Source organism: Bacillus sp. TH50, from assembly GCF_016650565.1.
Classification (GTDB): domain Bacteria; phylum Bacillota; class Bacilli; order Bacillales; family Bacillaceae_G; genus Bacillus_A; species Bacillus_A mycoides.
Genome location: NZ_JAEKFM010000007.1, coordinates 35,453 through 55,027, shown reverse-complemented (window position 1 = coordinate 55,027; position 19,575 = coordinate 35,453). Strand labels below are relative to the sequence as shown.

15 protein-coding genes, 1 pseudogene and 1 riboswitch are annotated in these 19,575 nt (G+C 36.6%); of the genes and pseudogenes, 4 read left to right on the top strand and 12 right to left on the bottom strand.

The features are described 5' to 3' along the window. Positions 1-8 precede the first annotated feature (8 nt). Positions 9-704, top strand: a complete 696-nt coding sequence (locus JFU23_RS17480) for a GNAT family N-acetyltransferase (RefSeq protein ID WP_201032370.1) — start codon at positions 9-11, stop codon at positions 702-704. A gap of 131 nt (positions 705-835) precedes the next feature. On the opposite strand, the gene JFU23_RS17475 is transcribed toward JFU23_RS17480, so the two are convergent. The 5 genes and pseudogenes from JFU23_RS17475 to rlmD all read right to left on the bottom strand — a co-directional run bounded on the left by JFU23_RS17475 (position 836) and on the right by rlmD (position 7,333). Further along, positions 836-1,543: a M48 family metallopeptidase gene (locus JFU23_RS17475; RefSeq protein WP_201032369.1), complete on the bottom strand. Its 708-nt coding sequence runs from the start codon at positions 1,541-1,543 to the stop codon at positions 836-838. Positions 1,544-1,637: 94 nt separating this feature from the next. Next, positions 1,638-2,156, bottom strand: coding sequence for a YehS family protein (locus tag JFU23_RS17470; protein ID WP_002029506.1), 519 nt, complete (start codon positions 2,154-2,156; stop codon positions 1,638-1,640). 376 nt (positions 2,157-2,532) lie between these two features. Further along, positions 2,533-4,551, bottom strand: a pseudogene (locus tag JFU23_RS17465) (GAF domain-containing sensor histidine kinase). A gap of 214 nt (positions 4,552-4,765) precedes the next feature. Beyond that, a complete protein-coding gene (locus JFU23_RS17460) occupies positions 4,766-5,755 on the bottom strand; it encodes a tRNA dihydrouridine synthase (protein ID WP_002091313.1) in 990 nt (329 codons plus the stop codon). A gap of 201 nt (positions 5,756-5,956) precedes the next feature. Next, complete coding sequence (gene rlmD / locus JFU23_RS17455) at positions 5,957-7,333, bottom strand: 23S rRNA (uracil(1939)-C(5))-methyltransferase RlmD (RefSeq protein ID WP_044444283.1); 1,377 nt, start codon at positions 7,331-7,333, stop codon at positions 5,957-5,959. Positions 7,334-7,454: 121 nt separating this feature from the next. Then, positions 7,455-7,556: riboswitch (purine riboswitch) on the top strand. Between the two features lie 196 nt (positions 7,557-7,752). Between rlmD and JFU23_RS17450 the strand changes: the two genes are divergently transcribed. Beyond that, complete coding sequence (locus JFU23_RS17450) at positions 7,753-8,949, top strand: NupC/NupG family nucleoside CNT transporter (RefSeq protein WP_061676135.1); 1,197 nt, start codon at positions 7,753-7,755, stop codon at positions 8,947-8,949. A 45-nt stretch (positions 8,950-8,994) separates the two neighbouring features. On the opposite strand, the gene JFU23_RS17445 is transcribed toward JFU23_RS17450, so the two are convergent. After that, a complete protein-coding gene (locus tag JFU23_RS17445) occupies positions 8,995-9,702 on the bottom strand; it encodes a hypothetical protein (RefSeq protein WP_061676134.1) in 708 nt (235 codons plus the stop codon). Positions 9,703-10,207: 505 nt separating this feature from the next. Between JFU23_RS17445 and JFU23_RS17440 the strand changes: the two genes are divergently transcribed. Both JFU23_RS17440 and JFU23_RS17435 read left to right on the top strand, forming a co-directional pair. Continuing rightward, positions 10,208-11,284: a polysaccharide deacetylase family protein gene (locus tag JFU23_RS17440; protein WP_201032368.1), complete on the top strand. Its 1,077-nt coding sequence runs from the start codon at positions 10,208-10,210 to the stop codon at positions 11,282-11,284. Between the two features lie 114 nt (positions 11,285-11,398). Further along, entirely contained in the window at positions 11,399-12,628 is a 1,230-nt protein-coding gene (locus JFU23_RS17435; protein ID WP_201032367.1) for an aminopeptidase, read from the top strand. 40 nt (positions 12,629-12,668) lie between these two features. Here the strand turns inward: JFU23_RS17435 and JFU23_RS17430 are convergent, their stop codons facing one another. From JFU23_RS17430 to JFU23_RS17405, 6 genes are all read right to left on the bottom strand, one after another. Further along, entirely contained in the window at positions 12,669-12,992 is a 324-nt protein-coding gene (locus JFU23_RS17430) for a DMT family transporter (protein WP_000263259.1), read from the bottom strand. 47 nt (positions 12,993-13,039) lie between these two features. Beyond that, the gene (gabD, locus tag JFU23_RS17425; protein ID WP_002191777.1) at positions 13,040-14,491 is read right to left on the bottom strand and encodes an NADP-dependent succinate-semialdehyde dehydrogenase; all 1,452 of its coding nucleotides are present in this window, start codon (positions 14,489-14,491) and stop codon (positions 13,040-13,042) included. After that, positions 14,484-15,851, bottom strand: coding sequence for a sigma-54 interaction domain-containing protein (locus tag JFU23_RS17420; RefSeq protein WP_002167042.1), 1,368 nt, complete (start codon positions 15,849-15,851; stop codon positions 14,484-14,486). The genes gabD and JFU23_RS17420 overlap by 8 nt, the downstream gene beginning before the upstream one ends. A gap of 306 nt (positions 15,852-16,157) precedes the next feature. Continuing rightward, entirely contained in the window at positions 16,158-17,522 is a 1,365-nt protein-coding gene (gene gabT / locus JFU23_RS17415; protein ID WP_201032366.1) for a 4-aminobutyrate--2-oxoglutarate transaminase, read from the bottom strand. 155 nt (positions 17,523-17,677) lie between these two features. Further along, positions 17,678-18,424, bottom strand: coding sequence for an HAD family hydrolase (locus JFU23_RS17410; RefSeq protein WP_088004745.1), 747 nt, complete (start codon positions 18,422-18,424; stop codon positions 17,678-17,680). 194 nt (positions 18,425-18,618) lie between these two features. Next, on the bottom strand, positions 18,619-19,524 hold the full coding sequence (locus JFU23_RS17405; RefSeq protein WP_002010051.1) for a diacylglycerol kinase: 906 nt from the start codon (positions 19,522-19,524) through the stop codon (positions 18,619-18,621). Positions 19,525-19,575 lie beyond the last annotated feature (51 nt).

The window sequence follows — 19,575 nt, the reverse complement described above, 5'->3', positions numbered from 1 at the left end:
ACTAACACATGACGACTCTTTACGAAGGAAAATTAAAACAAAACAACGATCCATTTCACGTTACATTACTATCTTTAGAACATATGGAACAAATTTTATCATTACAAAACGTTGTAGTTGAAGCGCTAGAAGATAAAGGTCGTTTACAACCACTCTCGCTAGAAGAATTTCAATACATTCTAGAAGGAAATGGCATGATGATCGGTGCGTTTATACAAAACGAGCTCATCGCATTTCGTGCCCTACTAGTCCCTCCTATCGACGATGAACATTTAGGGCTTGATATTGGTCTACCAGAAAGTCAGCTACACCGCGTCATCTATCAAGAAATCTCAAACGTTCATCCAAACTGCCGAGGAAATGGCACGCAAAAAATATTAGCCACAGTCATCATGGATGAATTACAAAAAGAAGACAGCCAGTACGACTATGTTTGTTGCACCGTTGCACCTTTTAACATTCCTAGTTTAAAAGATAAGTTTGCGCAAGGGATGGAAATTGCTGCACTGAAGGAAAAGTATGGTGGTAGTATGCGGTATGTTTTTGTGAAGGAATTGCGTAAGGATACAGAAAGAGATTGGACGGATGTTAAAGATGTCCCGATGAGTTATGCTGATGAACAGCAGGCGTTGCTTTCGGAGGGGTATCGTGGATATGAGATGGAGAAAATAGATGGGCATTTCGTTGTGAAGTTTGGGCGATAATCTATATGAAAAAAGGAAGGGATACCCCTTCCTTTTTACGTTCTCCTCACTGAACAGTTCCTTGGTAAAGGAAATTATATTAACGATTCAACAAGGAATATCGATTTACCGACAAAAATCGATATTTCCTACTAAACCGTCATCTTCCAACTAGATAACGCTAACCAGTTTTCCATTTCCTTATAGTCAGGCATTATCTTCCCGACAAGACGCCAAAAAGAGCGATCATGATTTAAATGAACCATATGACACATTTCATGAACGACTACATAATCAATTACTCGCTGTGGTGCCATTGCTAACTTCCAATTGAATGTTAGTTGTAAATTTGAATCACAAGTTCCCCACGTACGACTACTATCCGTAATACGAATAGAACGCGGTTTTGTTTTAAAATTACTTTGATGCGCTTTAATACTCTTCTCTACTAATGCCTTGCACTGCTTATAGTAAAATCGTTTTAAAGCTTGCTGGATTTTCTCATCCTTAAGCTCATTCACATAAATGTGTAGCTTCTCCCCTTCAAAAACTGCATTGTCTTGCGTAATAGTTGCATCTTGAGAAATCTGTATCGGATACGTATTCCCTAAATACAGAAAGCCCTCGCCTTGATCATAATCCTTTTCCTGTGGACCAAGCGCTCGCTCCTGCATTTCCTTACGTGTTTTCTGAATCCAATCCCATTTCTCCTCTAACAATTGGACTAAGTATTCAACAGGCGTTCCCTTTGGAGCTTGCACTTCCACATTTCCGTACGAATCTACAAAAAGACGCACCGACTTTTTCTTCTTATAAGTTATATGAAAATTAATTGTCTCACCTAAATATGTATGTACCATTTCATCACCTAGTGTATTATTTTACAAATAAAAAAGAATAGGACACAAACGCCCTACTCTATCTATTATATCATTTACTGTTTCACCGAACTTATTATCCTCTGTACTTTACACCTAATCCCTTAATGAAATTCCTTGCGTATCTATCGCCACACTCTTTGTAATGCTTATGGCCTTTCTTTCTTAATAAAGCGCCTAACTCTCCTTTTGTTACGATGACGCCCACGCTGTCTAATATATCAAGCACATCTTCACTCGTTAAAGATAGTGCTATTTTCATTTTCTTTAAAAGAAGGTTATTGGCACTCTCCTTGCTCTGTACAGGTGCCGGTTGCCCTGGTTTCGGATCTTGCTTCCCTCTTTTTAAAGTAATAAATCCATTTAAAAATGCCTCTAGCATCATCATGTTGCATGTTAATACGTACTCATCTTCGATTACATCATCATCTTCCGCTTCATGTTGTGGACTTCTCTTTACTTTTGTAAGCATATCAAGTACGTCCTCTTTCGTTACTTCCATCCCGCCAAGTTCAAAGATTTCTACCATATCTATATCTCTTATATCTAAAGCGTACCTTACTCTTTTTAATATATCGTTGTTGCTCATTGCCATTGTATTTCCTCCTGAAATGTTGATTATAGTAATGCTTTTAGCATGTATAAATTAATATCGTTAAGTTACTACTTTAACATTTTAGAGGTAGGTTTTGTAGTCTTAGGTGGATTAATGCTTTTGGGGATGATTTTAAAACAGCAAAAAAGGATGGGATAATCACGCAAAATTACGGATGGGGATTTACTATTAATTAACACACTTAAAAATGGACTAACCTGATATAGGTTAGTCCATTTCTTTTTATGCAACTCTAATTTAGTGGGCAACTCAAACATGAATGTTACGCAAAATTCAGGTGAAATATATTGATTGTGTTTACTTAGGTTTTCCTTTTTATTTGTGGTACGGTTCACCGTAACTAATCTAAATGAGGTTATTGCTCATTATTTTCATAATTAAATTTAACAAAAAAGGTAGTGCCTTCCGAGCCTGTTTGAATTTCTATTTTCGCATTATGCCGGGTAGCAATAGCATAACATACGCCTAATCCCAATCCAGTTCCATTATCTTTGGTCGTGTAAAATGGAGTACCCAGTTTCTCTAATACTTCAGGCCTGATACCTTTTCCTTGATCCCGCACTGCAAGCACCACACAATTTTGACATTCCTTGTAGGTGCTAATGGTTAGAACTTTCCCTGTGCTCATCGCTTCTAAGCCATTACGGTATAGGTTTATTAATAATTGTCGTATCTCATTACGATTTAAAAATAATTCCGGAATGTCATTTGTATCGACTTGAATAGATTTATTTTGATTATACGTATCAATCTTTATTAAAGGAATAATATCGTGGATAATTGAATTTAAATCTAACATCTGCAAATCCGATTTCCTTGTATTACCGATTGAGAGAAATTCAGTAATAATAGAATTGGCACGATCAAGTTCTTCAATCATTAAATTAAAGTACTTATTATGTTTCTCATAGGTGCGCTCTTCTTTTAATAACTGCAAAAATCCTCTTACTGTTGTCATTGGATTTCTAATCTCATGGCTGATACCTGCTGCCATTTGTCCTATTAAATCTATGTTGGATAACCTTTTCAATTCCTGCTCATATTGCTTTTTTTCCGTTATGTTTTTAAAAATACAACAAATACCATCATCATACGGGTATGCAATAACTTCGTGCCAATATTCATCAGAGATAGAAAAAAATTCGAAATGAACTGTAATTCGTTCTGACATTGCACGATGAAATTCCTTATACATAACTGCGTCGACGCTACTCGGGAAAACCTCCCATATATTCTTACCTAATACATCTTTTGCTGTTTTTCTTTGTGGAAAATATTGATGCTTATTTACGTACGTGAATTCCCATTTATTATTCAAAGTAAAGAATCCATCTGTAATAATTTCAATCACACTTGTAACTTTTTCATTAGCAGCAGCTAGTTCTCTCGTTCGCTCTTCCACCATGCTTTCAAGTTGATCCATATATAACAAGTTTGAAAACGTAGGAGCTGTGGCATCAACGATAGATTTTGCCAGTTAAATTTGGGAATTATCGTAATTGTGAGCTTTTCCCTCTTTGCCAACGACGATTACCCCTAATACTTCTCCCATTGAAACCAATGGAATCATCAGTAGACCCTTACTATCTATATTTTTTGTTTGAATAACCTCTTGGATCTTGGCTTCATAGCTTTTCTCCATCCAATCCGCTTCTGTCCAATCACAGTCCTTGCTTAACTTCGTTGTTTTAATCGTTGTTTTGTCTAGCGGGTCTAAAAGGTGGGCAGCCATGTTTTTACTCTCTAAAATCTGTCCTAAGTAAAAAAAACATTTATCAAAACTCTCCTGTATCGAGGAACACATTGATAAATCACGGGTAACATCTAGTAACAGCTGCTTCTCGGCAATAAGGTTTTCCTTTTGTGTTAAATTATTTGCGTTTTGAATTGCGACCGCAGCCATATTTACATAAGCTTCAACACTTTGAATCTCTGAATCTGTTAAGTTCATTGGAACTCCATAATCAAATAAAAAAACCAGACCAAATAACTCTTGTCCAAATGAGATAGGCAGGGCTAATAAGGACTTAATTTTGAACGCATCAACTGGTCTTGGATCCGGCCGATGATCCTTTGAGGTATCAGGGATATAGATGGTTTTTTTTGTTTCAATAACTTCTTTTGCCAGTAAGTCTATTTCAGGATCAATTACCTGAGTATCGAGCGTTACGCCATTTATGGTCTCTGGTTTCCCTGCAAACCCTCTAAATGTTCCATCTTCCTGGGGTAAATAAATTCCAACAGCGTTGCACCTAACAATCTCCTCTGATATCGCCATTGTTACACGCTGTAATACTTCACGTAGTTCTAATTTTGTATTTATTATTTTTGTTATATTCGCGAGCCTAGAATATCTCGTCTGATCACTTAACATTCACATAGCCTCCAAGTTATAGGCATAATAAAATAAACATGATAATATCAGTGAAAATCAAGACCAACCTGCCATTTTCAATTTTCTCCTGTATTCTTTTCTTACCCTTGTTTTACATAGAATACCTCACTTACTTATGATACGGTTCACCTTAATTAAAATGAAACAAACACTCATAAAATCGCTACACCCTATCCCCTCTAACCTTCAAAAGTTACACTGTTTCACTATCTCCATCCTTATCAACACTCGCCTCAAACTTATCAAGCAACGCACGCACTTCATCAGTTGATTTCGTGTTCATCAATTGATTTCTTAGTTCAGCAGCTCCAGGGAATCCTTTTACATAAATTTTGAAAAAGCGATGAAGCCCTGTGATTGAGCGTGGTAGTACTTCTGCATATTGATCTTGAAGATCAAGCTGTAGTCTTAGAAGATCAAGGTGTTCTTTACTGCTATGTTCTCTTGGCTCTTTTTCAAAAGCAAATGGATTTTTAAAGATACCTCGTCCAATCATAACTCCATCAATACCGTATTTTTCAGCAAGTTCCATTCCAGTTTGACGATCAGGAATGTCTCCATTGATTGTTATTAGCGTATTTGGTGCGATACGGTCACGTAATTTTTTAATTTCCGGAATTAGTTCCCAGTGCGCATCTACTTGACTCATTTCTTCTCTTGTACGTAAGTGAATAGAAAGGTTCGCAATATCTTGTTTGAAAATGTGCGTTAGCCAATCTTCCCATTCGCTTAATTCTTTAAAGCCCAGTCGTGTTTTTACGCTGACAGGTAGTCCGCCCGCTTTTGCTGCTTGAATAAGTTCTGCCGCAACGTCTGGACGTAGAATAAGGCCACTACCTTTTCCTCTTGATGCTACATTCGGTACAGGGCAGCCCATATTAATATCGATACCTTTAAATCCTAGCTCTGCCATACCAATACTCATTTGGCGGAAATATTCAGGAGTATCTCCCCAAATATGCGCGACTATCGGCTGTTCATCTTCTGTAAAAATTAAACGGCCACGTACACTTTTCATACCTTCTGGATGACAATAGCTATCCGAGTTTGTAAACTCTGTGAAAAATACATCTGGGCAACCAGCTTCACTTACTACGTGACGAAAAACAACATCTGTCACATCTTCCATTGGTGCAAGTACGAAAAACGGTCGTGGTAAATCATTCCAAAAATTATCTATCATTTCAAATTCAAATCCTCTCAATATGAATACAATTTCAAACTCTCAATTTAAAAATATAAAGCCAAATAGCAAAAGTACATTTGGACATTTATATTTTGTGAAAATCAGCAATACTCATTTTAACTAAAATCGTTGCTGAATGGTATTTTTATAAACCAAAAAGCAGATGGTATAGATTTTTCTATATCAACTGCTTTTTTATTATACCAACTTAAGCCAAGCCACACACTCCACATGCGTAGTATGAGGGAACATATCAACAGGCTGTACTTCCTGTGTTTTATATCCGCCTTCTTCTAGCACTTTTAAGTCGCGTGCTAATGTTGCTGGGTTACACGATACGTATACGACGCGCTTTGGCTTCATGTCGATGATTGTGTTTAGTAATGCTTCATCACAGCCTTTACGCGGTGGGTCTACGACCATTGTGTCGGCGATTACGCCTTCTTTGTACCATTTTGGAATGACTACTTCTGCTTCTCCTACGCCAAATTCAGCGTTTGTCATGTTGTTTAGTGCTGCGTTTCGGTTTGCGTCTTCGATTGCTTCTGGGACGATTTCAACGCCGTACACTTTTTTCGCTTTTTGCGCTAGGAATAAGGAGATTGATCCGATTCCGCAATAGGCATCGATTACTGTTTCGTCACCATTTAATTTTGCGTATTCTAACGTTTTATCGTATAGCACTTTCGTTTGTTCTGGGTTTACTTGATAGAATGAACGTGCTGAAATCGCAAATTTAATGTCACCGATAAAGTCATAAATATATTCTGATCCGTACAGTACTGTCGTTTTGTCTCCGAAAATAACGTTTGTACGTTTCGTGTTTACGTTTTGAACGATTGATTTTACTTCTGGGAATTTCGCTGCGATTTCTTCAATGATTGCTTCTTTATTTGGCAATTCAGCTGTACGTGTAATGAAGACAAGCATAATTTCCCCTGTTACTTGTCCGTAGCGAGCCATTACGTGGCGAAGTGTTCCTTTGTTACGCTCTTCATTGTAAGCCGAAATACCGTGCTTTTCACAAATACGTTTTACTTCTTGAATTAATGTATCGTTTTCTTCCGCCTGAATTAAGCATGATTCCATATTAATGATGTCATGCGTTCCTTGACGATAGAAACCAGCTACAAGTCCACCTTCACGTTCTCCAATTGGCACTTGTGCTTTATTGCGGTATACCCACGGGTTTTTCATGCCAAGTACAGGATGAACAGGAACATCACTTAATCCACCGATGCGCTGCATAACGTCACGTACTTGTTTTTCTTTCGCTTTTAATTGTCCTTCATATGTTAAGTGCTGAAGCTGGCAACCTCCGCACTCGTTGTACACGGGGCATTCTGCATCTTTACGATATGGACTTTCTTGATGAAGCTTCATTAAACGACCGAACGCGAAGTTTTTCTTCACTTTAATAATTTTAATTTGCGCTTCTTCACCTGGTAATCCGTTTTTTACGAAAATAGGATATCCCTTCACTTTCGCAACACCGGCACCATCATGTGTTAAATCTTCAAACACTACGTCTATAAACTCGTTTTTTTCAACTGGTGGCGTCATTTTTATACTCATTTTCCGACCTCTCTTTTTCATAACACTGCGTTACATTTTATCATACTTATATGGTCTATTTCTATTGGAAGAAAAAAAGCTATTGACGATAGTTCTCTAGTAATGTTACGCTACTACTAATTTAATACGGACGATGTTACCTCATATATAGTCGATAATATGGATCGAGAGTTTCTACCCGGCAACCTTAAATTGCTGGACTATGGGGAAAACTAATGAATATTAGCCTATGTATAAAAAAGACTCCTATTGATTAGCTTTCTCTCATAGATGAAAGTGAATCCATAGGGTCTTTTTTTTATTTTTCAAAAAGGTCAGACATCTTACGTATGACATGAAACTTCCATTACTTTATTTTTAGTAATATAACGAGCGTTTTATGTAAAAACTTTATACGAACTTCTGAAAGGGGCAACTACATGCAATATGTAATGAGCATTATCGGTATTCTTGTCGTTTTAGGTTTATGCTTTGCTTTGTCAAACAACAAAAGTAAAATCAACTTCCGTGCAATTGCTATTATGATTGGTTTCCAAATTTTAATCGGTTGGTTTATGTTTGGCACAAAAATTGGTCAACAAATTATCATCTTCATTAGTAAAGTTTTCAACAAACTAATTAAACTTGGTACGACAGGTGTCGATTTTCTCTTTAATGGAATTCAAAGAGATTTTGTCTTTTTCTTAAATGTATTATTAATTATCGTATTTTTCTCAGCACTACTTTCTATCTTTAGTTATTTAGGTGTTTTACCATTCATCGTTCGTATTGTCGGCGGTGCAATTTCAAAAATTACTGGTTTACCACGCGTTGAATCATTCCACGCAGTAAACTCTGTATTCTTCGGTTCAAGTGAAGCGTTAATCGTTATTAAAAACGATTTACAGCATTTTAATAAAAACCGTATGTTTATCATTTGTTGTTCTGCGATGAGCTCAGTTTCTGCTTCTGTTACAGCATCATACGTAATGATGTTAGATGCGAAATATGTGCTAGCAGCTCTTCCACTAAACTTATTCTCAAGCTTAATCGTTTGTTCGTTATTAACACCAGTTGATACGAAAAAGGAAGATGAAGTGATTCAAAAATTTGATAGAACTCTATTCGGAGACAGCTTTATCGGCGCAATGATTAACGGTGCACTTGATGGTTTAAAAGTAGCTGGTATCGTTGCCGCATTAATGATCGCCTTTATCGGTGTTATGGAAGTTGTAAACTACGTAATTAGCGCTGCTTCAGGTGCAATGGGATATGCTGTTACTTTACAACAAATCTTCGGTTATATACTTGCTCCATTCGCATTCTTAATGGGTATCCCAACTCATGATATTATCCCAGCTGGTGGTATTATGGGTACGAAGATTGTATTAAACGAGTTTGTAGCAATCCTTGATTTAAAAGGCGCTGCTGCAACATTAGATCCACGTACAGTTGGAATCGTTACTGTATTCTTAATTAGCTTTGCAAGTATTAGCCAAATTGGTGCAATCGTTGGTACAATCCGTGCCCTTTCTGAAAAGCAAGGAAGCATCGTATCAAAATTCGGTTGGAAAATGCTATTTGCATCAACACTTGCTTCTATTTTATCTGCAACAATCGCTGGATTGTTTATTTAATAAAAAATCACCTTACTTGTTTAAGTAAGGTGATTTTTTGATTCTTTATGAAACCGAGTGAAATTCGATCGCTTCTTCTGTATTGATAATCCTATCTTTATATATACCTTTTATTGAAATATAAATGATAGATTTGTTTATGTTTTTTAACTTTCCTAATGAAAAATGATAAAGTAATCCATCGCTTTTTAAGGTCCACATCTTCCCACTCCATGGCCCAGTAGCTTTTTGTTCATCCGATGCCTTTATTTCACCTTCATATTCACACTCTCCAAAAGGAGTTTTAATTGTATTCTTCTCTGTATCAATTCGAATATTTTTAATTAGTTTCAAATTCTCATCAGAGAGAATTTGAATTTCATGGTCTTTCTTTTTAAAAAAGAGTTTTCCGTCTTTTGTATTTATATATTCTGCATTATTCATTTCATCTATCATAAAATCATATTCTTCTTTTGTAATACCCAAGTTTTGATGATAAGGAAAAGTTTTTTTCGGGATAATTTCTTCTTCTGCATACTTCAAATACCAATCTAAATTATTTGTAATGCTAGCGCTCATCTTATTTCCGATTTTCTCCAATTTCTCTTTTATCCCATAAGGAAATTCTAGCGTCATAATATCCGCCGTAACTTCCGCATTCATAAGGCGTGATGGAATATACTCCTCCACACTATTCGCTTTACTCACTTTACTTTGACAACCGACTATGAATAGCGATATGAAAAGGATATATACTAGTTTTTTATATTTCATTTCTGTTCTCCACTCCGTACATCATTCTTACTTACATTTATAGCGGTTCTTATTATAGTCCAAGATCCTGATATTTTAATAGAAACTACTCTACATATGCAAAATTTCATATTAATAAACCTTTCTCTTACTTTAAAATTAACTTAAATTATTTACCAAAATATACAAATTACAAATGAACAATGTTATAATTTGTAAAAAATATATTGGAGGATATTATGAAAGCTCACGCCCTTTTCGACTTCTTACACTTACTAGTTTTAAGCATGAAAAGCTATTATGTATGGGGAATGCCAATCTATGTATTCATTATCCCTCTTATTTTTGTAGTAGGTTATATCATTATCAAATCAAATAAGAAACGCAAGAATACCTCTATTCAAAGTCACTAACCTACCATTCACCTAAAAATGATATGATGAACAAGGGTATATCCCCACCTCTCTTATAGCGGTGGGGATTTTAATGTAAGTATGCAACATAATACACAATAGAAGGTGATTTTATGAGAAAATACGCAGCGATTGCTTTATGTACATCTGCCATTCTAGCAGGATGTAATACTAGCAATGTAGAGCCTAAAAAAGAAAAAAAGGTTCAAGAGGTTAAGAAACAAGAAGAGACGGTGCGGGAACAAGGTAAAATTTCTTATAATCCAATTACGCACGAATCTACAAACGCAAATATTCATATTACAGACATAAAAGATTCTTTAACCGAAGTACAATATAAAATTTGGCGCACTGCTGATGGAAAGGAAAGTGCTAAATCTTTTTCTTCTAAAGAGAAAGATCAACAATTTACACTTCCCTTTGATATAAAAGAATTTGAAGGAAAACGCGGTGAATATCAAATTGAAGCTACAGGAACAACAGAGGGCGGAAAAACTATTCCACTTACGAAATCTACTATTACTTTCGAGCAAAAAGTTCCTGTTCTTATGTACCACGCAATTGATGATTATCATGGACAAGGTATTAAAGATTTATTCGTATCGCCTGCTAACTTTGAAGCACAAATGAAGTATTTAAAAGAAAATGGTTATACTTTGTTAACGTTTGAACGCTGGGGCGATATAAATAAAGTAAACAAGCCGATTTTCGTTACATTTGATGACGGTATGAAAAATAATATGAATGCATTTCATGTTTTACAAAAACTAAAAGACGATACATTTAAACCAGCGGCAACAGAATATATGATTGTTGATAACGTTGATGTAGAAGGAGCTATTTCTACATCTGAAATAAAAGAAATGGTTGATTCAGGTATTTTTTCTGTACAATCTCACACAGCAACACACGCAGACTTGCCGAAAATTACAAACTATGATGAAGAGTTAAAAGGATCAAAAGAAAAGCTAGAGAAAATAACAGGTAAGCCTGTTATCGCAATTGCTTATCCATTCGGTCATGTAGATGATAAAGTTGTCGCAGAAACAAAGAAACACTATCAATTTGCAACAACAACGAAGCCTGGACAATTCATTACGAAAGGTGAACCTGATGAGTTGTTAAAAATGAAGCGTGTTCGCATACACCATACAACGACTGTAGAACAATTTGCTTCTTCGATTAAATAACTATTAGAGCTCAATACATTTTGAGCTCTTTTTACGTTATATTTATATATATTTTTAGAATTTTCTTGTATTATATATAGTAAGAAATCTTTCAAACTAAAGGAGATTATACATATGTCATTTGAACAAACGTTAGAGAAATATGCTGCCCTTGCAGTCAATGTTGGTGTTAATATTCAACCCGGACAAACTTTATCAATCAGTGCACCTCTTGAGGCTGTACAGTTTGTACGCCTAGTTACAGAAAAAGCATATAAATCTGGTGCAAAACACGTATATGTTGATTGGAATGATGAGACGTTAACACGCTTAAAGTTCGATCTAGCTCCTGAAGAAGCTTTCTCTGAATTCCCTTCTTGGAAAGCACATGCTCGTGAAGAATTAGCAAAAGAAGGCGCTGCATTTATGTCCATCTATGCAGAGAATCCGGATCTATTAAAAGGTGTAGAACCAAAGAAAATTGCAACAGCTCATAAAGTAGCTGGAGAAGCGATGAAAGTATACCGTGATTATGTACAAGCAGATAAAGTAAGCTGGTGCGTAATTTCTGTTCCTACGAAAGAATGGGCTGCAAAAGTATTCCCTGACGTAGCGCCAGAAGAACAAGAAACAAAACTATGGGATGCTATCTTCAAAGCTACTCGTGCTGATTTAGAAAATCCTGTGGAAGCATGGAAAGAACATGATGAAACACTACATACAAAAGTAGATTACTTAAACGAAAAACATTATAAAGCTCTTCACTATACAGGCCCTGGAACAGACTTAACAATCGAACTTCCAGAGAAGCATGTATGGGCTGGTGCTGGTAGCTTAAATGAAAAGAACGTAGCATTTATGGCTAACATTCCAACTGAAGAGGTATTTACAATGCCTCTTAAAACAGGTGTGAACGGCCAAGTATCTAGCACAAAACCGTTAGCATTTGCAGGTAATATTATTGATAACTTTACATTAACATTCGAAAACGGACGTATCGTAGACTATAAAGCTGAATCTGGTGAAGAGGCTTTAAAACATTTAGTAGAAACAGATGAAGGTTCTCACTTCTTAGGCGAAGTAGCTTTAGTACCTCATGATTCACCAATTTCAAACACAAATATTTTATTCTACAATACGCTATTTGATGAAAATGCATCTTGCCACCTTGCAATCGGAAATGCTTATGCATTTAACTTAGTTGGCGGAAAAACAATGTCTAAAGAAGAACTTGCTGAAAATGGCGCAAATGCTAGTATTACACACGAAGACTTCATGATTGGATCAGCTGAGCTTGATATCGACGGCATTACAGCTGATGGAAGACATGAGCCGATCTTCCGTAGAGGTAACTGGGCGTTTTAATAAAAATAAAAGGCTATCTTCCACGCCGGAAGATAGCCTTTTATGATGCCGATGACACTTTCAGTCCAATTACTCCTAAAACAATAAAGAGAATACAAAATGCTTGGAATAAATTAATATGCTCTTTAAAAAAGTACACACTAATGATTGTAATAAGTAGCGTTCCCACACCAGACCAAATTGCATAAGCAATGCTTAAATGAATCTTTTTAACAACGATAGCAAACACGCTGAAACAAATTCCATAGAATACGAAAATAAGTACACTTGGAACAAGCTTTGTTAAACCGTTCGATAACTTCATCGCAATCGTTCCAGCTACTTCAAAAATAATTGTTACGAGTAATAATAGCCAATATACCATACTAGAATCTCCTTCTCTGTTACCTTATAGAGATTCTAGTATACTACTTATAGTCCTAACGAAATATATTTAATTTCTAAATATTCCTCGATACCGAAATGGCCTCCTTCACGGCCGATACCACTTTCTTTAAAGCCCCCAAATGGTGCTTGTGCAACTGATGGAAGGCCATCGTTTAAGCCGATAATTCCGTACTCTAAAGCTTCACTAATTTGGAATGCTTGGCTAATATCTTTTGTGAAAATATAAGCAGCCAAGCCATATGGTGTATTATTTGCTCGTTCGATTACTTCTTCAACTGTTTTAAATTTCGCAACTGGTGCAACCGGTCCAAATGTTTCTTCATTCATACAAAGCATTTTGTCATTTGCCAATCCAATTACTGTTGGCTGAATGAAATAACCATCTAACTCTGCAAATTTATGGCCACCGTATAAAACTTCTCCGCCCTTTTGAATTGCATCTTCAATATGTTCTTGTACTTTCGAAACTGCATTCGCATCAATAAGTGGACCTACCGTTGTTCCTTCGCCGAATCCATCTCCGACTTTAAGCTGCTCTACAGCTGTTGTGAACTTCCCTGCAAATTCTTCATACACTTCTTCTTGAACAAAGATGCGGTTTGTACATATACACGTTTGTCCTGCGTTACGGAATTTCGAACCAATTACCGCTTCTACCGCCTTATCTAAATCAGCATCATTCATAACAATAAATGGAGCGTGACCACCTAATTCAAGCGAAACCTTTTTCATCGTTTGCGCAGCGCTAGCCATTAATTCTTTTCCAATTTCAGTTGATCCTGTAAAGGAAACTTTTCGAACGCGCTCATCTTCCATCCACGTATCAGCAATTGCTTTTGCACTACCTGTTACAATATTTATTACACCTTTTGGAATATCTGCTTCATGTGCTAATTCAACTAACTTCAATGCAGTTAATGGCGTTTGACTCGCTGGTTTCACAACTGCCGTACAGCCTGCTGCAAGTGCTGGAGCTACCTTTCTCGTAATCATAGCAGCCGGGAAATTCCAAGGCGTAATAGCTGCCATAACCCCAACTGGTTGCTTCATAACTAAAATACGCTTATTCGGATGAGAAGCAGGAATCATTTCACCGTATATTCGCTTTCCTTCTTCTGCGTACCATTCAACAAAACTATTTGCATAATTCACTTCACCAAGTGCTTCTGCAAACGGCTTCCCTTGCTCTCTCGTCATGATTGCTGCAATTTCTTCTTTATTTTCATCAATGAGCGTGAACCATTTTTTTAACTTTACTGCGCGATCCGCTGCCGTTAATTTTGACCATAATTTAAAAGCCTCATGTGCAGCATCAACTGCTTGCTTTGCCTCTGTAATCCCGCCCTTTGGTACAGTTGCAAATACTTCCTTTGTCGCTGGATTATTCACTTCGATTTGTTCTTGCAGTGTAATCCACTCACCATTTATATACATCGCTTTTTTCTCTAAGTTTACGAACGTCGCTTTTTTATCCAATGTTTTCTTCCTCCTCTATGAACTTCTTAATCTTCCTAGTAGCAGCAGATTGACTTATTTGTAAAAACTCAGCCACTTTATAACTTGATCCATACGTTTTATACGCTTTAAGAATAATATTTCTCTCTACCTCTTCCAGCATTCTATAAAGACTTTGTCCGGATTGTTCAACTGTGGCCTCTTGCATAGATAGTGGCAAATCTTCTACCATTACAAAATCATCTGCAGTGATAACAATTCGTTCAATTACATTTTCAATCTCTCTATTATTTCCTTCCCAAGGGTACCCTACAAACATTTGTAACGTACTAGGAGCTAACTTTACATCCCGTCCGTACTTTTTATTAAAATGCTGTAAATAATGATAGATGAGCGGCAAAATGTCTTCTGTTCTCTCCCGAAGTGGTGGAATTGAAATTGGAATGACATTCAGACGATAGTATAAATCTTTCCGGAATGTTCCTTGTTTCACCATCGTACTTAAATCTCTATTTGTTGCCGCTACAATTCTAACGTCCACCTTTTTTAATTCTCTTCCGCCTATAGGACGAAACGTTTTTTCTTGCAATACTTGCAAAAGCTTCGCTTGAATTTCAAGCGGCATTTCACCAATTTCATCTAAGAAAAGGGTTCCTTTATGCGCTGATTCTAATAGCCCCTTTTTCCCTTCACGATTTGCACCTGTAAAAGACCCACCTGAATATCCAAAAAGCTCAGATTCGATTAAATTCGTAGGCAATGCCGCACAATTAATTTCATAGAAACTTTCATTCTTCCGGTGACTCACTTCATGCAAATGGCGTACTAATCGGCTTTTCCCCACTCCAGTCTCACCTAATACGAGAACAGTACTATCTACTACTGATACTTTTTTTATTGTTTCGATTATTTTTTGCATAGCGATACTTTTAAAAATAAGTCCTTCGTGTTCATATGTTTCTCTTAATTCTTTTTTATATGTTTTTAACTGATTATCCATTTCCTCTACCTTTTGACGTAATTGATAGAGTTCTGTAAGATCACGAGAATAACTAATCACTCTTCTTAAATTTCCCTCATCATCAAAAACAGGCCTTGTACGAACATGCAAATACTCTCCTGATTTCGTTGTTTGAACAAGTTCAACTGGCCTTTTCTTTTCAATTACTTCTAACGTTGCAGACGGATAAAAAATCCCTTCTTTTTGTAGTTCTTTTACATGCTTTCCTACTAATTCCTTAGCAGAGAGCTGGTAATGTCTTTCACACATGCTATTTACACGTACAACGATTCCTTTATCATCCGTAACAAAAATTTCGTCAAATGCATATTCAAATACATCTTGTAAATCCATCAACACTCGTTCCTTTTCTGCAACCATCCTAGCCACCCCTTACTTTAAATCCATCGATTCACTTCACTACCTTTATTATAAAGTGAATTTTCTGCATTTTATATAGAGTAAGCTAGAATGTTTTCAATTTGTTATTTATACAAATCTATTTATATTTTTCAACACATAATTCGCTGCCTTGAAAAATACAGAATGCTATCACAACCACACCCTCACTTTGTTTTAGCTTGGCATGGGGCAGGAAAAGGGGCTGATCGATTCTATATATGACCAGATGCTCTCTTCCGCCTAAAAAGAAAAGCTTTATGCCCTTTTTTAAGTTATCCCAATTCTTTAAACACGAGCGATATTTGCTTGCTCATAACAAGCTTGCAATGATTCTTCAATTATTGTTAAACCTTCCTCAAGTTGCTCATCTGTAATCACTAATGGCATTAAAACACGAATAACATTTCCATATGTTCCTGCTGATAGTAGAAGTAATCCATGCTTATTTGCTTCTGCACATAAATTAGACGCTAGTGTTTTATCAGGCGCTTTCGTCTTGCGATCTTGAACGAGCTCGAATGCACACATTGCCCCTAAGCCGCGCACATCACCGATGCAATTATATTTGTTTTTCATCTCTTGGAATCGGTTCATTACGACTTTCCCTACTTCTATCGCTCTATCATTTAATTTCTCTTTTTCTATTACATCAAGCACAGCTAATGCAGCCGCACATCCTAGTGGGCTTCCTGCATATGTTCCGCCCAGTTCTCCCGGTGCAGACTCATTCATAATTTCTTTACGCCCAATGACACCACTTATCGGTACACCAGCACCTAATGATTTAGATACCGTAATTAAGTCTGGAACGACATCATAATGATCAATTGCAAAGTATTTTCCGGTACGACTAAAGCCTGTTTGAATTTCATCAGCTACAAATAAAATACCGTGCTCTGAACAAATGCTGCGTACTTCTTGAACGAATTTCTTACTTGGAACGATAAATCCGCCTTCCCCTTGAACAGGTTCCATTACAACTGCTGCAATTGTTTCTGCTGCTACTTCTGATATGAAGAAGTTCTTGAACTCTTCAATGATAAAGTCATCATACTGCTCTTCTGTTAAACCTTCTGGGCGACGGTATTCATATGGGAATGGCGCTTTATATACTTCTGGAGCAAATGGGCCAAATCCAAATTTATATGGTTTTACTTTACTTGTCATCGTCATTGTCATTAATGTACGCCCATGAAATCCTTTAGAAAATGCGATAATTCCAGGTCTCTTCGTATATTTACGAGCAATCTTCACTGCATTTTCAACCGCTTCTGCCCCACTATTTAAAAACAGCACTTGTTTATCGAAATTACCTGGCGCTAATGCGGCCAGCTTTTCTGCCAATTCAATATACGGCTCATACATCATCACATTAAATCCAGTATGAATATATTGATCTACTTGTTTATGAAGCGCTTCTTTAACAGCTGGATGACAGTGTCCTACATTAATTGTCCCAATTGCTCCTGCGAAATCAATGTACTGATTTCCATCCACATCTGTTACGAGTGCACCATTTGCAGACTGTACAAATGTTGGAATACCATTACTTACTCCTTTTGGTACTATATTTTGGCGGCGTTCTAATAAAGACGCTGCTTTCGGTCCTGGAATTTGTTCATTTACTTTAGCAAATTTTTTTGTGTTCACTGTGTACCCCATCCTTTTCTATACAATGTTTTCTCTTTATATTGCAAGATGTATGCCAACTTCCTCTTTCTAGTATTCATCCCATTCTCTTACTATCTCGGCATAAAAAAATAAGTCTATAAAGACTCATATAGAGTCCTTATAGACTTATTCATTTATACATTAGACTTTCCTTGTTCCCAAATAAACTCACCTGAATGAGAAATTAAATCTTCAACAGATTGTAATACTAAATCTGCAAGTGGTTCTAACGTTTGACGATCACCCGTACCAGATAGTACGCCAATCGCATAACAGTCGCCACCATTTTTCGCTAAATGTAAATCCGTCGGTGTATCCCCGATGACTGCTACTTCACATGTCTCTAAATTAAATCTCTCACAAAACGATTCTACAATTTTTTTATCTGGCTTCTGTGCTGGAAATGTATCTGAAGCTATAACACAATCAAAAAAAGCTTCCAATTGATATTGCTTTAAAAATAATTCTGTCGGCGCGAAATCATCAGCTGTAACGACACCTAGAATAAACCCTCTATCCTTTAACGCTTGTAAAACTTTCGGTAAATCTGCCGTCATTCTCATATGTGAACGATGCTCGTACATAAGAGCAAACAACTTTTCACTCACCCATTGATGCATCTCTTCTTCTCTAGATGATGCAATATACTTACAAAGCCCCTTGGCCACATCAAGACTCGTTCCAGCAGCGAGCGCACTACGCGGGTGAACAAATGCTCCATCTACGCCAATCTCTTTTAATAAAGCCTGCTGCATTGACTGTGGGAGTTGATATAAATTTATACATTCTGCAACAAGCTCTTCAGCTACTTTTATCCAAATTGAATGAAAATCCATTAATGTCCCGTCTTTATCAAATAATATTGCTTTTACCTTCTCCATAGCATCCTACCTCTCATTTCTTATCTCTTCCAGTGTATCAATAAAATATGGATATAAAATAAACGGATTGTAAAAATACCATAAAAATCAAACTAACTTACAATTTACAATTCATCTGCACATAGAGAAACTTTAATCAGTGAGGGAATCTTATTACTCGCAAATAGTGAGGTGAAAGCAAAAAAAAGATGCCTTTACAGGGCATCCTCTTGATGTTCAGGAACAAATAGTTCCAGACAATGATATATATTTTCAAATTCCATTGGTGCATCTCCGCCATATTCACCATCTAAGTTGATCATTAATTTATCAGGTGAATGCACTTTAATACGATTCGCTTGTGTATATAGTACTTTCGGATTGTTAATATGTTCCCCACGCTGCGCTTGTGTTGCTGCTTTAATTAAATCAGCGATAGAACCTTTTTTCAGTACTAATAAATCAAATAATCCATCGTTAATAGATGCATATGGTGCTACTTTTTCGAATCCACCAACTGAACGAGTATTCGTAATTAAAAACATCGTAATTTCTTCTTGTAGCAACTTCCCATCATACTCAATTTCAACATATGTTGGATGTAATGATGGTAACATTTCGATTCCTTTTAAATAGTAAGCAAGTTGGCCTAATACCGTTTTTAGCTTGCTTGGTACTTCATATGTTAATTCTGTAATACGGCCGCCACCAGCGATATTAATGAAATATGTATCATTTGCTCTACCAAGATCTAACGGTACCGTTGTTCCTTCACAAATAATATCCGCAGCCTCTTCAATAACACGAGGTACACCGATCGCACGCGCAAAATCATTTGTCGTTCCAACTGGAATAATTCCAAACTTTGGACGATGCTCATGTCCTACTAAACCGTTCACTACTTCATTTAACGTACCATCACCACCAGCTGCGATAACAACATCAAACTTACGATCCGCAGCTTGCCTCGCTGCCACAGTCGCATCTCCAGGACCAGTTGTCGCATGACAAGACGCTTCATATCCAGCTTGTTCTAATTTTTGTAATACTTCTGGTAAGCTCTTCTTAAATAGCTCGCGCCCAGAAGTAGGATTATAAATAATTCTTGCTCGCTTCATCATTTATTAGCACAGGAAATTCCTTATTCATTGAAAAACGAATACACCGAACCC

Coding starts and splice junctions, on each gene's coding strand:
- JFU23_RS17435 (WP_201032367.1), top strand. CDS start 11,399: ATGTCATTTGAACAAACGTTAGAGAAATATGCTGCCCTTGCAGTCAAT.
- JFU23_RS17470 (WP_002029506.1), bottom strand. CDS start 2,156: ATGGCAATGAGCAACAACGATATATTAAAAAGAGTAAGGTACGCTTTA.
- rlmD (WP_044444283.1), bottom strand. CDS start 7,333: ATGAGTATAAAAATGACGCCACCAGTTGAAAAAAACGAGTTTATAGAC.
- JFU23_RS17405 (WP_002010051.1), bottom strand. CDS start 19,524: ATGATGAAGCGAGCAAGAATTATTTATAATCCTACTTCTGGGCGCGAG.
- JFU23_RS17480 (WP_201032370.1), top strand. CDS start 9: ATGACGACTCTTTACGAAGGAAAATTAAAACAAAACAACGATCCATTT.
- JFU23_RS17460 (WP_002091313.1), bottom strand. CDS start 5,755: ATGATAGATAATTTTTGGAATGATTTACCACGACCGTTTTTCGTACTT.
- JFU23_RS17420 (WP_002167042.1), bottom strand. CDS start 15,851: ATGGTTGCAGAAAAGGAACGAGTGTTGATGGATTTACAAGATGTATTT.
- JFU23_RS17445 (WP_061676134.1), bottom strand. CDS start 9,702: ATGAAATATAAAAAACTAGTATATATCCTTTTCATATCGCTATTCATA.
- JFU23_RS17410 (WP_088004745.1), bottom strand. CDS start 18,424: ATGGAGAAGGTAAAAGCAATATTATTTGATAAAGACGGGACATTAATG.
- JFU23_RS17475 (WP_201032369.1), bottom strand. CDS start 1,543: ATGGTACATACATATTTAGGTGAGACAATTAATTTTCATATAACTTAT.
- JFU23_RS17450 (WP_061676135.1), top strand. CDS start 7,753: ATGCAATATGTAATGAGCATTATCGGTATTCTTGTCGTTTTAGGTTTA.
- JFU23_RS17440 (WP_201032368.1), top strand. CDS start 10,208: ATGAGAAAATACGCAGCGATTGCTTTATGTACATCTGCCATTCTAGCA.
- JFU23_RS17430 (WP_000263259.1), bottom strand. CDS start 12,992: ATGGTATATTGGCTATTATTACTCGTAACAATTATTTTTGAAGTAGCT.